We start from the raw sequence: 13,827 nt of genomic DNA, 5'->3' as shown, positions 1-13,827 counted from the left end.
TAGCAGGACCGCCAATGGCCAGTGTGGAGAGCGACGACGGGAGGGGAGCCGGCCCTGTTGTGGACCAGTCCGAACCCTTGGACGTCCAGGTGGCCCGGCAAGCCAAGATCATTGATGCCCTGATTGCCCGCCTGGAGCGGGAGACCGAATTGGGTGATTCGGCCTATTCGCTGTTTCAATCCGCCATTGCCCTGCAAGGGGAAGTCTGGGAGAAGACCCGGGACCTGGAGCGGGCCCTCGACACCCTTGTTCGGGCCAGCTCCGAGCTGGAATCTGCGGAACGCTCCCGCGACCGCATGCGCAACAGCCTGTCCGATGCCATGATGGCCGTCGAGGGCGGGTTTGCCCTGTTCTCCGAGGAGGGGCTCCAGGTCTGCAACGATCTGTTTAAACGTCTCCTTCCCGATGTGGAGCCCCTGATCCAACCCGGGTTGGCCTTTGACGCGTATTTTAACGCCCTGCGGGCAAGCTCCTTCCTGGTTCAAGGCGGAGGCGGTCCCTTGGGATTGCCCTTGGACCGTCCGGGGGGCGACGACGGAAACGATGATCTGGATCGGCGCTATGCCAGTTTTGTCATCTCCCTGCGCGAAGACCGCTGGGTGCAGGTCTCCTGTCGTCGAACCGGTTATGACAACATTGTCATCTTGCAGACGGACATCACGGACGTGGTCGAGCGGAACCGGCGGGAAAAGGATGCGCTGATCGACCAGCACTCCAGTTTCCTGCAAGCCGCCTTCGACCACATGTCCCTTGGCATTTGCACCTTTTCCGCCGAGGGGCGGCTGTTGGTCACCAATGACCGCTTTGGCCAGCTTCTGGGCCTGCCCCTGTCTCTGTTGCGCAAGGGAACAGCTTTCCAGCGTATCCGGGAGTTCGTCGAGCGTTTCGAGCCCTTCAACCCCCAGGGATTGGAGCGGTGGGTGCGGGAACTGCGCCGGGGCGGGCGCGTGAGGGAACGCTTCCGCCGTCCGGATGGTATTTGCATCGATTTGCAGATCCATGGTTTGCCCGATGACGGCTTCATCGTCTCGGTCATGGATGTGACGGCGGAGACGGAAGCCGAAGAGGCCGGACGGCGCATGAGCCAGATGTTGGAGCGCCGGGTTGAGGAGCGGACCACGGAACTGACCGAGGCCAACCACCAACTGCGCATCCGTGCCCTGGAGCAGGCTCGAACAGAGGAAGCCCTGCGCGAGGCCAAGGAATTTGCCGAGGCCGCCCATGCTTCCAAGACCCGTTTTCTGGCCGCCGCGAGCCATGACCTGTTGCAGCCCATCAACGCCGCCAAACTGTACCTGTCGCTGTTGCGGGCTTCGGTGACAGAACCGGGACCGGCGGATATGTTGTCCCGTCTCGGCCATTCCTTCTCTATGATCGAAACCCTTTTGCAGTCCCTTCTGGAGATCTCCCGCCTTGACCACTCGGGGGCAGAGTTCACGGTGAAGACCGTCAACTTGCGGGACGTGATGCGGGTGGTCGAGGCGGATATGGCGCCCCAGGCCGCCCAGAAGGGGATCGGTCTGCGCGTTGTTCAGACCAGCCGCTGGGTAACCTCGGACCAGGGCTACCTCACCCGCTGTCTGCAAAATCTGGTGTCCAACGCCATCCAATATACGGATCGGGGGCGCGTGCTGGTGGGCTGTCGCCTGACGGGCAAGACTGTCCGGCTGGAGGTCTGGGATACGGGACAGGGTATCTCCGAGGAAGATCAGGCCCGGGTTTTTAACGAGTTCGCCCGAGGGTCGAGCGCTCCCGCAGGGACCGGCATGGGGTTGGGGCTGTCCATCGTCCAGCGGGCTTGCCACCACCTGGGGCATCCGTTGACCCTCCGCTCGGTGCCGGGCAAGGGCTCCCTGTTCGCCATGGAACTTCCGGTGGCCGCGCCGGGCCTGGACTTGCAGACCCTGCAAAGGGTGGACGAGGAGGAGGCCTTGAGCGATCTGGACCTCATCGCCCTGGTGCTGGAGAACGATCCGGACGTGTTGAACGCCACGGTTCATTGTCTGGAGAGCTGGGGGGCGGGGGTGCTCGCCACCTCTTCGACGGTGGAGGCACTGGAGTTGTTGGACGGGTTGGGAACGCCCCCGGATATCATTCTGGCCGATTATCACCTGAACGGGGATGAGAATGGCCTGGATGCCATCCATGCCCTGCGGGCTGCAGCCGGAGTGGAGGTGCCCGCCATTCTGGTCACGGCGGACCGCTCAAAGGCTTTGCGGAAGCTGGGAACACGTCTGGACTTCACGGTACTGACCAAGCCGATCCAGCCCTCGCGGTTGCGGGCGCTGATTGATTGGAAAACCCGTCACCGGGCTGCCTAGACCAAAGTCTCGGATGACAGGAATCGGGGATGGGATAGCCTCGACGAGGAGTTCCGTCTGGACAGACATGGTGAATATACCCCGCTCCCCTTCTTTGGCGAGGCTGGGGCCTGAGGCCCCGGACCCCCATTTGGGATCAAAGGGTCCGTGACCCTTTGCGGGTCTGGGCAGGGCCCAGAAACTGCGAAGCAGGTTTTCCGGGTTTTCGAGGACACAGGGTATAAAAATCAAGAGTCTCAAAATAAATGGGTATTAGGGGAGGAGTTGGTTAATGCGTAAGGCAGTTTTTGGGCTGTTTGCCGGGTTGTCCGTTGCCGTGATGTCCGTCCAGGGGGGAAGCCTTTCCGCCCTGGCAGCGGAAAAGGCCACCCCTGTTCCAACGGCGTCGGAGACGACATCCGGTCAAAAGGCGTCCGAGACATCATCCGGTCAAAAGGCGTCCGAGACGCCGGGAACCTACCAACTTCTGTTCCGCGAAGGGGTGTTGGACAAGGTCGCCAAGGATGCGGTTCTGGATTACGCCATCCACCGCAATGGCTGGTCCGCGCCGCAGCAACAGGGCATCGCGCCCGAGGCCTCCAAGTTCGATGGCTCCCTTGCCCTGACCACCGGTGCCGATGACAGCGTGGTCCTGACCCTGAAGCAGGGGGAGCGCAAGTCCTCAGCAGGGACCTTCCCCCGCTCCGTCGGCAATCCTGTCATCATGTATTTCCTGGAATCCGTCTTGCGCGACATGGCCAATCAGGCCGGGGGCAGCCCTTTCTATATTCGTAACCGGATCAAGGCCGCTCTTCTGGAGGCGGCTGAGGTGAAGCCCGTCTCCGTGACTTTGGACGGGCGGGATATTCAGGCCCAGCAGGTGACCATCCACCCCTTTGCCAAGGATCAGGCCCGGGACCGCATGTTCGGCTTCGCCGACCTGAAAGTGGTCGCCATCCTGTCGGAGGAGGTGCCGGGATGGTATTACTCCCTTTCGGCCGAAGCGCCCCGCACGGTGGGCGGCAAGGAAACGGGCTATAGCAACGTCCTGACCCTGGATCGGGAGACTCTGTGATGGCTTCGCGCTCTCTTCCCCCGATGACCCTTCCCTTTTTGGCTTTGCTTGTGGGGTGGTTTCAGGTTGCGCCCCTTTACGCCGCAGATATGGCCGAGCGTCTGAACGACTATCCGACGGAAGCCCGTGCCGACTATGTTTTCGCCTGTATGGCGGCCAATGGTCAGAACCGGGAAAGCCTGAGGAAATGTTCCTGCTCCATTGATGCGATCGCCGAGATCCTGCCTTACGAGGACTATGTGACGGCGGAAACGGTGCTGTCCATGCAGCAGGGGAGTGGCGAGCGGATGTCCATGTTCAAGACCATGGCCGTGGCCACGGAAGCGGTCAGGACCCTGCGTCGCGCCCAGGCAGAGGCGGAAATGCTTTGTTTTGAATGAGAGGCTTTCGATCGTGTACCCTGTCGGTCGCAGGGGAGGGGAGGGAGATCATGCGCTCCCCTCCCTTTCTTTCTTATACCAAGCGGCGCGGGTTGAAACCCACGCCGCTTTTCTTGCGTTCAAACGCCAGGCGGGCTTTTACGCGCCATAAGGCGCGGCGGCCACTTGGCCGCTTCCAAGGTGCGGTGAGTCAAACTCACCGCACCTGGGTTATTATCCTTGGCCCTTGGACAGGACTTCATCGAAGACATGGCCTTCGGTATCGACGGCGTGGACCCGGAGCGTGGGGGCGCCGTTGTCTTTGTAGCCAAAGCGGAAGACCGGATTCTCCGAGATCGAAATACCGCCCTCCATGTCAAACAGCAGCTCCTCCCCCTGATGAACGGTGAGTTCATGGATGAACAGGGCTGGAATGTAGAGTTGGGTTAACTGGTTCATCTGCAACCCCGAATAGTTGGGGTGGCGAATCATGATCTGGGCTTCTCTCCAGCCGGTGGACTGGGCCTCCGCCGATTGGGGCTCAAAGACCCTGAGGCGCATTTTGCCCATGTTCTTCAGCGCGGCCTCCGAATCCTTGGTGGCCGGTGCGGAGCACCCCCCCGACGCCTTGATGTAGCGCCCATGCATAAAAGTCCCCGCATCGGTTTCGGCCAGGGCGCGCAGGTTGGAATACTGGTTCACCCGGACCCGGGTTTCCAGGTCCAGGGGATGCATGGCCGGTCCAAAATGGAAGGTCGCGGCAAGGGGCGAGGGATTCTCGTCGATCACCAGTTTCAGCTCGGTGATCATCTGGGATGGGTCCGTCTGATGAATGACCACAGGGACAGTCGCGGCATCCTCGGCCCGGTAGGGGGCGTCGATGGTGAAGAGTGCGGCTCCGTCTTTGACCGCAGGATCCTCCAGGATGTCTCCGGCGATTTCCTCCCAGGTGGGGCTGTCCACCATGGGAGAACTGGTCTCCTTCTGGGGCTGGGCCTGGACTGGGGCTTGGGTCTGGGCGAGAGCGGCGGCGGGGGGCAGGGCGAAGGCCCCGACCAAGGGTAACAGCAAAGGCGCGATGGTCAGGGCGGCATGAATCCGCCCCACGGGACGTGGGTTTGTCATGGTCCGGAAGCTCCTGATGGTTCCACAGAGCATACCATGCCCGCCCTGACCCAGGAATTGAGCCTTTAGGATGCATTGTCGCGGCGTGGTGTATGGCTGGACACTGCACAAAACGGAAGGAGGCGAGGATGTTCGAGGCGATGGCGTTGCTCTGTACCCTGGCGGGTGGGGCCTGCCGGGAGGCGGTCCTACCCGGTTACGCGGCGGACACGGAGGCGGCCTGTGTTGCCGCCCTTCACGCCCATCCGCCCGATGCGTTGGCCTCGATGGAGGGGATTGCTCCCGTCTCCCCCCGGTGTCAGCCCCGGCCCCCGTCGACCCTGACGGTGACAGAGGTTGCCCCTGACACCTTTGTCCACAGGGGTGCTGTGGAAGAGCCCGGCCCGGGCAACGGCGGGGATGTGGCCAATCTGGCGTTCGTGATCGGCGCCGATGGGGTGGCCGTCATCGATTCGGGGGGCTCCCGGGCGGAGGGGGAGGCCGTTTACCTGGCGATTCGCGCCCGGACCGAGAAGCCCATCCGCTATCTGATCCTGACTCATATGCATCCGGACCATATCTTTGGCGCGGCGCCCTTAAAGGAAGCCGGCGCGGAAATCCTTGGTCGGGAGGGGCTGACCCGCGCCATGGCCGAGCGGGAAGGGACCTACGAGGGGAATTTCGCCCGCTTCATCGGTGAGCCGGGCTTCCTGGGGACGCGAATGGTGGCGCCGGACCGGGAGGTGGGGGCCGAGGAATCCCTGGATATCGGCGGCCATGATCTCCTGCTCTCTCCCCAGCCTTTGGCCCATACGGCGACGGACCTGACCGTTTTGGATAAGAGCACCGATCTGTTGTTTTCCGGGGATTTGGTCTTCGACTCCCATACTCCGACTCTGGACGGCTCGCTGCTCGGGTGGCGGAAGGTTTTAGCGGCGTTGGGCGCGGGGCCTGCGACCCGGGTGATTCCCGGCCATGGCGGCCCGATCCTCCCCTGGCCCGCAGGGGAGGTGGACACGGATCGCTATCTGTCGGTCCTTGAGACCGACGCCCGGGCCGCCATCAAGGCCGGAGAGCCCCTGTCCGAGGCGTCCCGGACCATTGGCTTGGAGGAGGCCGGACATTGGCGTCTGTTCGATGTCTATAACGCACGAAACGCCACCGCAGCCTTCACCGAGTTGGAATGGGAGTAGGGGGGAGACTCGGGTTGGTTTGGGGTTAAGGAGCCACCGCCTGGAGCAAGCGGGCCACCGCATAGGCGCGCTTCTCCAGAAGAACGGGGGTTTCACAGACATAGCTCAGTGATTTTTCCCGCTCCGTATAAATGCGTTTGTCCCAGTCCAATTGTTCTTCCAGGGCATCCATGCGGTCGAAGTCCGGTTTCTCTGCCTGTTCCAGGGAATCGAACTCGGCTTGGGCTGCGGCAATGCGCTTGGAGAGGGCGATCTGTCCCCGGGCGTAGCGGGTGATCCCCGAAAGCAGGCGGTTCCGGTCGTGGTCGATGCGGTTGAAGGCACCCAGGAAGATGGTGCCCAGGGCCGCCATGTCCAGGTCCGGATGGGCCTTGGCGTAGCTGTCCACCCGGGCCTTGGCTTCTTCCATATCGACCCGACGCAGGGCCAGCGCGGCGCTGAGGTCTTGGGCATCCTTGGACGGTTTGGCCTCCTGGTCCAGTGGGGCAGGCCACATGACGCCGGGGGACAGGGCGCCTGCACGGCGCTGGATGCAGGGCCAGTCCGGATCCTTTTGATCCGCCTGCGCCGGGCTCAAGGGAGGAAGGGCGACCGCCAGTCCGATTGTGGCTGCCAACAGGAGGCTTGCGGAACGAAGCGGTCTCCGAAGGGGGGCGGAGCGCGATGATATCATGGTTCTATCTCCCTGTGGTGCGCCGGGCCTCTGTTCCGGGCCGATTTGGACGCGTTCCCACGATAAAGTCCCACTATAACGGGGAGGGGGTGACCCTTTCCAGGGTGAGACCCCAACACTAAGGTAGTAGTTGTCGCAGTCCCTTCCACGTCTATACTCAATTCTAACACCCCAAGAGGGGCGGCCCCATTCATTCGGGGGTCGGCAAAAGGCCCGAATGGGGTCCGTAATAGGAACGTGGGGAGGAAGTTCAGAATGCGTACGCGCGCTGCCGTCGCCGTCGAGGCCGGCAAACCTTTACAAGTCATGGAAGTCAACCTCGACGGCCCGAAGGCCGGAGAGGTTTTGGTGGAAATCAAGGCCACCGGCATTTGCCACACCGATGAATTCACCCTGTCCGGCGCCGATCCGGAAGGGCTGTTCCCCGCGATTCTCGGCCATGAAGGCGCTGGCGTGGTGCTCGAAGTCGGCGAAGGCGTTACCAGCCTGAAGCCCGGCGACCATGTCATTCCCCTATATACCCCGGAATGCCGGGAATGCCCGAGCTGTCTCAGCCGCAAGACCAACCTCTGCACCAAGATCCGTGCAACCCAGGGCCAAGGTCTGATGCCCGACGGCACCACACGCTTCTCCATGCTGGATGGCACGCCGATCCACCACTACATGGGCTGTTCGACCTTCGCCAATCATACGGTCCTGCCGGAGATCGCGCTGGCCAAGGTGCGTGAAGACGCACCTTATGACAAGATTTGCTACATTGGTTGTGGTGTGACCACCGGTGTGGGCGCGGTACTCAACACCGCCAAGGTGGAAATCGGCGCCAAGGCGGTGGTCTTCGGTCTGGGGGGCATCGGCCTGAACGTCATTCAGGGTCTGAAGATGGCCGGAGCCGACATGATCATCGGTGTCGACCTCAACAACGACAAGAAGGAGTGGGGCGAGCGCTTCGGCATGACCCACTTCCTCAACCCCAAGGAAATCGACGGCAGCATCGTTCAGGCGATCGTTGACCTGACCAAAACGCCCGAGGACCAGATCGGCGGCGCCGATTACTCCTTCGACTGTACGGGCAACGTCAAGGTCATGCGCGACGCCCTGGAATGCACCCACCGTGGGTGGGGGCAGTCCATCGTTATCGGTGTGGCCCCTGCGGGTGCGGAAATCTCCACCCGTCCATTCCAGCTGGTCACCGGTCGGGAATGGAAGGGCTCTGCCTTCGGCGGCGCCCGGGGGCGGACCGATGTGCCGAAGATGGTCGATTGGTACATGGATGGAAAGATCGCCATCGACGACATGATCACCCATACCCTCGCTCTCGATGACATCAACAAGGGCTTCGATTTGATGCATGCGGGCGAAAGCATCCGGGCCGTCGTCGTTTACTAAGATCTCGGCCGTGCCTGACCTGGTATCGGGCGCGGCCTTTCTGTCTTGTTTCAGGACCGTTGTGACCATGACGCCTGGTGCACGCACCGTGTGTCGGGCGGGAAGGGGAAGGCATGGACGTCAAGAATTTGGAAGTCGTCGCCGAGAACCGCTGCTATGGCGGAACCCAATGGGTGTTTCGTCATAAATCGGCGGTCACCGCTTGCGACATGACTTTCGCGGTATATCTGCCACCTGGGGCGGAAGAGCGCCCGGTGCCGGTGCTGTGGTACCTGTCGGGTTTGACCTGCACCCACGAGAACGCGATGACCAAGGCCGGGCTGCAAGCCCATGCGGCCAAGCAGGGCCTCGCCCTGGTGTTCCCAGACACGAGCCCCCGGGGCGAAGGGGTTGCCGATGATCCGGCCTACGATTTGGGGCAGGGTGCGGGCTTCTATGTCAACGCCACCCGGGACCCCTGGCGGCCCCACTTCCAGATGTACGATTACATCACCAAGGAACTGCGTGGTTTGGTGCTCGACACCATGCCGGTGGCCGATGTCCATGGCATCACGGGCCACTCTATGGGGGGGCATGGCGCGCTGACCCTCGCTTTCAAGAATCCGGACCTGTACCGATCCGTGTCGGCCTTCGCGCCCATCGTCAATCCGACCCGGTCCGAATGGGGGCGCAAGCAGTTGTCTGCCTATTTGGGCGACGACGAAGCCCAATGGGGAACCCATGACGCCTGCCTGTTGCTCGCCGAGCGCGGCTGGCAGGGCGATATTCTGATTGATCAGGGTGGGAAGGATCAGTTCCTGGAACTGCTGCGGCCGGAGGCCATGGCCTCCCTGTTGTCGGAACGGCGGCAACCGAGCGTGATGCGCATGCAGGAGGGATACGACCACAGTTATTTCTTCGTCGCCAGTTTCGGCGAGGACCATGTGACTTGGCATGCGGAGCGGCTAAAGTCTGCGTGATGAAGAGTATGGACCGGAGGCGCACGCGGAAAACCGTGGCGCTCCGAACTCCAGTGATAAAAAAAAAGTGTGAGGAGAGTTCAGGGATGATCACGAAGAAACGCGTCGCCACGGCCACCTTGGCATTGGTCATGGGCGCCACCGGTGCCCTTGTTTTCGGAAGCTCGGTTCCCTTGGCCCAAGCCGCTGATGAGGCCTTCCAAATGGGAGACGCAAAGGCTGGAAAGAAAGTCTTTCGGAAATGCATGGCCTGCCATGACATTGGCCCCAACGCCAAGGCAAAGGTTGGCCCACCGCTCACGGGTGTCGTGGGGCGGCATGCGGGCGCCGTGGACGGATTTAAGTATTCCGACGCCATGTCCACCAAGGGCACCGAAGGTTTGGTTTGGACACCGGAAAACATCAATCACATGCTGACCAAGCCGAAGGATTTCGTCCCAGGGACGAAAATGAGCTTTGCCGGTCTGCGCAAGGATAAGGAACGCGCTGACGTGATCGCTTATCTCGCCACGTTCTCGGACAAATAGAGTCTTTGCCCCAAGGGGAAAGAGGAAAAAACGCGCGTCAGTCCCAAAGGAACGGCCCAACTGGTATGAACGGTGCCAGTTGGGGGGCAGCGCAAAATCCGAAAACAGCGAGAGAAACACGTCGGACGGTAGTTTCGGTCCCGGAAGCCGAAACGAAAAAAGGACCATTCCGGAACGGTATAGGGATGCCCAAAAAGGACATCTCTAATAGGGAGGAAAACATGAAAAAAGTTTGTTTACTGACTGCGGCTTTGGCGATTGGCGGCGCGGGAACGGCGCTGGCGAACGCTGATCTGCAAAAGATGATGGATGACCCGAACCAATGGGTCATCCAGACCGGGGACTACGCCAATACCCGGTATTCGAAGCTGGATCAGATCAACGCTGGGAACGTCAAGGACCTGCAGGTCGCTTGGACCTTCTCCACCGGTGTGCTGCGCGGTCACGAGGGGTCCCCCCTGGTTGTCGGCGACGTTATGTACGTGCATACCCCCTTTCCGAATATCGTGTACGCCCTGGATCTGAAGAACGAGGGCAAGGTGATTTGGCGGTACCATCCGCAGCAGGATCCGGACGTCATTCCGGTGATGTGCTGTGATACCGTCAACCGCGGCGTTGCCTATGGCGATGGCAAGATTTTCCTGCACCAGGCCGATACCACCGTCGTGGCGTTGGACGCCAAGACCGGTGCGGTGGTTTGGAGCGTCAAGAACGGTGATCCGGGTATCGGCGAAACCAACACTGCTACGGTTATGCCGGTGAAGGACAAGGTTCTGGTGGGCATTTCCGGCGGCGAATTTGGCGTTCGGGGCTCCATCACGGCCTACAACATGAAGGACGGTTCCCTCGCTTGGCGTGGGTATTCCATGGGTCCGGACAGCGATACCCTGATGGATCCGGAAAAGACCACCCACCTGGGCAAGCCCGTGGGTAAGGATTCCGGGACGGCCACCTGGGAAGGGGATCAGTGGAAGATCGGCGGCGGTACCACTTGGGGCTGGTATTCCTACGATCCGGATCTGAACCTTGTTTACTACGGCTCCGGCAACCCCTCCACCTGGAACCCGTCCCAGCGTCCGGGCGACAACCGGTGGTCCATGACCATCTGGGCGCGCGATGCGGACACCGGCATGGCCAAGTGGGTCTACCAGATGACCCCGCATGATGAGTGGGACTTCGACGGCATCAACGAAATGATCCTGACCGATCAGAAGATCGACGGGAAAGATCGCAAGCTGCTCACCCACTTCGACCGGAACGGTTTCGGCTATACCCTGGACCGGGTGACCGGCGAACTGCTGGTGGCCAAGAAGTACGATCCGGCCGTCAACTGGGCGACCGAAGTGGTCATGGATCCGAAGTCGGACCAGTATGGCCGTCCCCAGGTCGTGTCCCAGTACTCCACCGAGCAGAACGGCGAGGACGTGAACTCCACCGGCATCTGCCCGGCGGCCCTGGGGTCCAAGGACCAGCAGCCCGCCGCTTACTCGCCCAAGACCGAACTGTTCTATGTTCCGACCAACCACGTCTGCATGGACTACGAGCCGTTCTATGTGTCTTACACGGCGGGTCAGCCCTACGTTGGCGCCACCCTGTCCATGTATCCGGCTCCAAACAGCCATGGCGGCATGGGGAACTTCATCGCTTGGGACGGCAAGAAGGGCGAGATCAAATGGTCCCTGCCTGAGCAGTTCTCGGTCTGGTCTGGTGCGCTTGCCACGGCCGGTGACATCGTCTTCTACGGGACCCTTGAGGGCTACCTGAAGGCCGTCGATGCCAAGACCGGTGAGGAGCTGTACCGCTTCAAGACTCCTTCGGGCATCATCGGCAACGTCATGACCTACACCTCCGGCGGCAAGCAATATGTCGCGGTTCTGTCCGGTGTGGGTGGTTGGGCCGGTATCGGTCTGGCCGCTGGTCTGACCAACCCGACCGATGGTCTGGGCGCCGTGGGTGGCTACGCCGCGCTGAGCGACTACACCGCCTTGGGTGGAACCATGACCGTCTTTGCCCTTCCCGACTAAGGCACCCTAGGGACACCTGCGGTGCGTCCTCGAATGGTGCGCCGCAGGATCCGACGAGACCCATTGTCCTGGCCCCGGGGCTGTTTCCCCGGGACCAAGTCGATCCCCCGGAAGAGGGAAGACGCGCCCCTTCACCGCGCCTTCCCGCCCTGGCCACCTTGGACGGATAGTCAAGATCATGACCCATACGCTTAAAACCCTTCTTCTTTTTGGCCTCTTGTCTTCGGGGGCGATGACGTCGGCTGCTTTCGCACAGGATAAGACGGAAGAGGCGGCGCCCGATAACATCACCGCTGATTACCAGGAAGCGGGGCGTTATTACACTGCGGATGGTGTCCCCACCTATAATATTCAGAAAGATGGGACCATCGATTGGGCGACCTATTCCGGGTTCCGCCGCTACCACTCCGAATGCCATGTCTGCCATGGACCGGAGGGCATGGGCTCCTCCTATGCGCCGGCCCTGAAGGATTCCGCAGTCCGCATGGACTACTATGACTTTGTCAACGTGGTGACCAACGGGCGGAAGAACGTCAATGCTGCGGAAAACAATGTGATGCCGGCCTTTGGGACGAACCCGAACGTCATGTGCTTCCTGGACGATATCTATACTTACCTGAAAGCCCGTGGCACCGGGGATTTGCCCCGCGGTCGGCCCAGCAAGAAGGAAAAGAAGCCCAAGGAGTTCACCGAAGCGGAGAAATCCTGCCTTGGCCGGTAATGGGAACACAGCGGGGCTTAGGCCTCGGACTGGTGCGGGGAGGCGGCGGACAAGCGCCGGTCTTCCTGCCCTCGTTCTGATCCTGGGGTTGGGCCTTTCCACCGGAGCGGTCGCCCAGGAGCGGACTTCCGAATTGGGGTCTGAGACGGCGCTCCGGGTCTGCGCCGACCCCGCCAACAAGCCTATGTCCTCCAAAGATGGCGAGGGCTTCGAGAACAAGATTGCCGATCTGGTCGCCCGGGAATTGGGCCGACCCGTGCAGTATACTTGGTTCCCCATGGCGACCGGCTTTCTGCGCAAAACCCTGCTGGACAACCGCTGTGATGTCATTATGGGCTATATTCAGCTCGGTGAGCGGGTCCTGAACACCAACCACTATTACACGTCGAGTTATCTTCTGGTGACGCCGAAGGACAGTCCCCTTGCCGGGGTAACGTCGCTTTCGGATCCGGCCCTCAAAGGGAAGAAACTTGGGGTGATCGCGGGCAGCGCGCCCGCCAGCCATCTGGTTCGCCAGGGCATGATGCGCGACGCCAAGGGCTACGAGTTGTTCGTCGATCGGCGCTATCAGGATCCATCGGGGGACATGCTCGCTGACCTGGAGGCCGGGACCATTGACGGCGCCCTCATGTGGGGACCGGTCGCGGGGCCCTTGGTCAAGGCCGGGCATCCCAATTTGACGGTTCAGCCCCTGTTGAAGGAGCCGGGCCAACCTAAAATGTTCTATCGCATCACCATGGCCGTTCGGCCGGGAGAAAAGGCGTGGGCACGCAAGCTGAACTCCATCATTCGGCGGAACCAAGGGGAGATCGACGCGATCCTGCGCGACGCGGGTGTTCCCCTGCTGGACGACATGGGAACGGGTCCCAAGCCGGCAGACGGATAAGCCGGAGAGGGTGGGTCTCTGCTCTGTCGCTGTTTGCCTGGGTCCTGGCTGGTTCCGGTCCGGCGTTTGCTGAGGCGCCGGAGCCCGAGGGGTACCGCATGGAGGCCTATCGTGCGCCGGTGCCCGAAACGCTGGAAGGCGCCACTGTGGTGGGAACGGAACTGGCACATACCCTTTGGCTGGAGGGCAAGACGGCCTTCATTGATGCCCTGCCTCATACCCCCAAGCCGAAGAACCTGCCCGAAGGAACCCTTTGGCACGAGAAGCCTCGGCAATCCATCCCGGGCGCCCTGTGGCTGGCCAATGTCGGCTATGGACGTTTGGCAGATATCACCGACCGTTATTTCCGGGAGGGGTTGAAAAAGGCGACCGGCGGCGATCACGGTCATCCCCTTCTGTTCTTCTGCCTCGCCGACTGCTGGATGAGCTGGAACGCCGCCCGTCGGGCCGTGTTGGACTATGGCTACACCGCCGTTTATTGGTACCCCTCGGGTACGGACGGCTGGGCTGAGGCCGGGTACCCCCTGGAAGCAATCACCCCTGTCCCCATGCCGTAAGAAGGGGGGCGGGGGGACAGCCCCACAGGGGGCTTGTACCCATGGTTTCGAAAACTGCTTGCT

The 13,827-nt window shown here is 61.6% G+C and carries 13 protein-coding genes; 11 read left to right on the top strand and 2 right to left on the bottom strand.

Translation table 11 applies throughout. The features are described 5' to 3' along the window. Nucleotides 1-14 precede the first annotated feature (14 nt). The 3 genes from ACLIRY_RS13810 to ACLIRY_RS13800 all read left to right on the top strand — a co-directional run bounded on the left by ACLIRY_RS13810 (nt 15) and on the right by ACLIRY_RS13800 (nt 3,755). Nucleotides 15-2,321, top strand: a complete 2,307-nt coding sequence (locus ACLIRY_RS13810; RefSeq protein ID WP_413205983.1) for an ATP-binding protein — start codon at nt 15-17, stop codon at nt 2,319-2,321. Between the two features lie 271 nt (nt 2,322-2,592). Next, a complete protein-coding gene (locus tag ACLIRY_RS13805) occupies nt 2,593-3,375 on the top strand; it encodes a hypothetical protein (protein WP_413205982.1) in 783 nt (260 codons plus the stop codon). After that, nucleotides 3,375-3,755, top strand: coding sequence for a hypothetical protein (locus ACLIRY_RS13800; protein ID WP_413205981.1), 381 nt, complete (start codon nt 3,375-3,377; stop codon nt 3,753-3,755). The genes ACLIRY_RS13805 and ACLIRY_RS13800 overlap by 1 nt, the downstream gene beginning before the upstream one ends. Before the next feature lie 213 nt (nt 3,756-3,968). Here the strand turns inward: ACLIRY_RS13800 and ACLIRY_RS13795 are convergent, their stop codons facing one another. After that, a complete protein-coding gene (locus ACLIRY_RS13795; protein ID WP_413205980.1) occupies nt 3,969-4,859 on the bottom strand; it encodes a quinoprotein dehydrogenase-associated SoxYZ-like carrier in 891 nt (296 codons plus the stop codon). 128 nt (nt 4,860-4,987) lie between these two features. On the opposite strand from ACLIRY_RS13795, the gene ACLIRY_RS13790 reads away from it, so the two are divergent. After that, nucleotides 4,988-6,031, top strand: a complete 1,044-nt coding sequence (locus ACLIRY_RS13790; protein WP_413205979.1) for a quinoprotein relay system zinc metallohydrolase 2 — start codon at nt 4,988-4,990, stop codon at nt 6,029-6,031. A 25-nt stretch (nt 6,032-6,056) separates the two neighbouring features. Here the strand turns inward: ACLIRY_RS13790 and ACLIRY_RS13785 are convergent, their stop codons facing one another. Next, the gene (locus ACLIRY_RS13785; protein WP_413205978.1) at nt 6,057-6,704 is read right to left on the bottom strand and encodes a hypothetical protein; all 648 of its coding nucleotides are present in this window, start codon (nt 6,702-6,704) and stop codon (nt 6,057-6,059) included. 255 nt (nt 6,705-6,959) lie between these two features. Here ACLIRY_RS13785 and ACLIRY_RS13780 point away from each other — a divergent pair, with 255 nt between their 5' ends. From ACLIRY_RS13780 to ACLIRY_RS13750, 7 genes are all read left to right on the top strand, one after another. Beyond that, nucleotides 6,960-8,090, top strand: coding sequence for an S-(hydroxymethyl)glutathione dehydrogenase/class III alcohol dehydrogenase (locus ACLIRY_RS13780; RefSeq protein WP_413205977.1), 1,131 nt, complete (start codon nt 6,960-6,962; stop codon nt 8,088-8,090). Nucleotides 8,091-8,203: 113 nt separating this feature from the next. Further along, nucleotides 8,204-9,049, top strand: coding sequence for an S-formylglutathione hydrolase (gene fghA, locus ACLIRY_RS13775; protein ID WP_413205976.1), 846 nt, complete (start codon nt 8,204-8,206; stop codon nt 9,047-9,049). 86 nt (nt 9,050-9,135) lie between these two features. After that, the gene (locus ACLIRY_RS13770; protein WP_413205975.1) at nt 9,136-9,576 is read left to right on the top strand and encodes a c-type cytochrome; all 441 of its coding nucleotides are present in this window, start codon (nt 9,136-9,138) and stop codon (nt 9,574-9,576) included. 221 nt (nt 9,577-9,797) lie between these two features. After that, complete coding sequence (gene xoxF5 / locus ACLIRY_RS13765) at nt 9,798-11,600, top strand: lanthanide-dependent methanol dehydrogenase XoxF5 (protein WP_413205974.1); 1,803 nt, start codon at nt 9,798-9,800, stop codon at nt 11,598-11,600. 178 nt (nt 11,601-11,778) lie between these two features. Then, nucleotides 11,779-12,321, top strand: coding sequence for a c-type cytochrome, methanol metabolism-related (locus ACLIRY_RS13760; RefSeq protein WP_413205973.1), 543 nt, complete (start codon nt 11,779-11,781; stop codon nt 12,319-12,321). After that, on the top strand, nt 12,311-13,207 hold the full coding sequence (locus ACLIRY_RS13755; RefSeq protein WP_413205972.1) for a substrate-binding domain-containing protein: 897 nt from the start codon (nt 12,311-12,313) through the stop codon (nt 13,205-13,207). The genes ACLIRY_RS13760 and ACLIRY_RS13755 overlap by 11 nt, the downstream gene beginning before the upstream one ends. Then, nucleotides 13,204-13,764, top strand: a complete 561-nt coding sequence (locus tag ACLIRY_RS13750) for a PQQ-dependent catabolism-associated CXXCW motif protein (protein ID WP_413206099.1) — start codon at nt 13,204-13,206, stop codon at nt 13,762-13,764. The genes ACLIRY_RS13755 and ACLIRY_RS13750 overlap by 4 nt, the downstream gene beginning before the upstream one ends. The last annotated feature ends 63 nt before the right edge of the window (nt 13,765-13,827 follow it).

Origin of the sequence: Rhodospirillum sp. A1_3_36 (assembly GCF_047263945.1) — a bacterium.
Classification (GTDB): Bacteria; Pseudomonadota; Alphaproteobacteria; order Rhodospirillales; family Rhodospirillaceae; genus Rhodospirillum.
The sequence above is the reverse complement of the archived record's forward strand: the minus strand, read 5'-3'. Positions and strand labels throughout refer to the sequence as shown.

Excerpts from the sequence above, each read along its gene's own strand:
- xoxF5 (WP_413205974.1), top strand. The coding sequence starts at position 9,798 with ATGAAAAAAGTTTGTTTACTGACTGCGGCTTTGGCGATTGGCGGCGCG.
- ACLIRY_RS13785 (WP_413205978.1), bottom strand. The coding sequence starts at position 6,704 with ATGATATCATCGCGCTCCGCCCCCCTTCGGAGACCGCTTCGTTCCGCA.
- ACLIRY_RS13790 (WP_413205979.1), top strand. The coding sequence starts at position 4,988 with ATGTTCGAGGCGATGGCGTTGCTCTGTACCCTGGCGGGTGGGGCCTGC.
- ACLIRY_RS13770 (WP_413205975.1), top strand. The coding sequence starts at position 9,136 with ATGATCACGAAGAAACGCGTCGCCACGGCCACCTTGGCATTGGTCATG.
- ACLIRY_RS13780 (WP_413205977.1), top strand. The coding sequence starts at position 6,960 with ATGCGTACGCGCGCTGCCGTCGCCGTCGAGGCCGGCAAACCTTTACAA.
- ACLIRY_RS13795 (WP_413205980.1), bottom strand. The coding sequence starts at position 4,859 with ATGACAAACCCACGTCCCGTGGGGCGGATTCATGCCGCCCTGACCATC.
- ACLIRY_RS13800 (WP_413205981.1), top strand. The coding sequence starts at position 3,375 with ATGGCTTCGCGCTCTCTTCCCCCGATGACCCTTCCCTTTTTGGCTTTG.
- fghA (WP_413205976.1), top strand. The coding sequence starts at position 8,204 with ATGGACGTCAAGAATTTGGAAGTCGTCGCCGAGAACCGCTGCTATGGC.
- ACLIRY_RS13760 (WP_413205973.1), top strand. The coding sequence starts at position 11,779 with ATGACCCATACGCTTAAAACCCTTCTTCTTTTTGGCCTCTTGTCTTCG.
- ACLIRY_RS13805 (WP_413205982.1), top strand. The coding sequence starts at position 2,593 with ATGCGTAAGGCAGTTTTTGGGCTGTTTGCCGGGTTGTCCGTTGCCGTG.
- ACLIRY_RS13810 (WP_413205983.1), top strand. The coding sequence starts at position 15 with ATGGCCAGTGTGGAGAGCGACGACGGGAGGGGAGCCGGCCCTGTTGTG.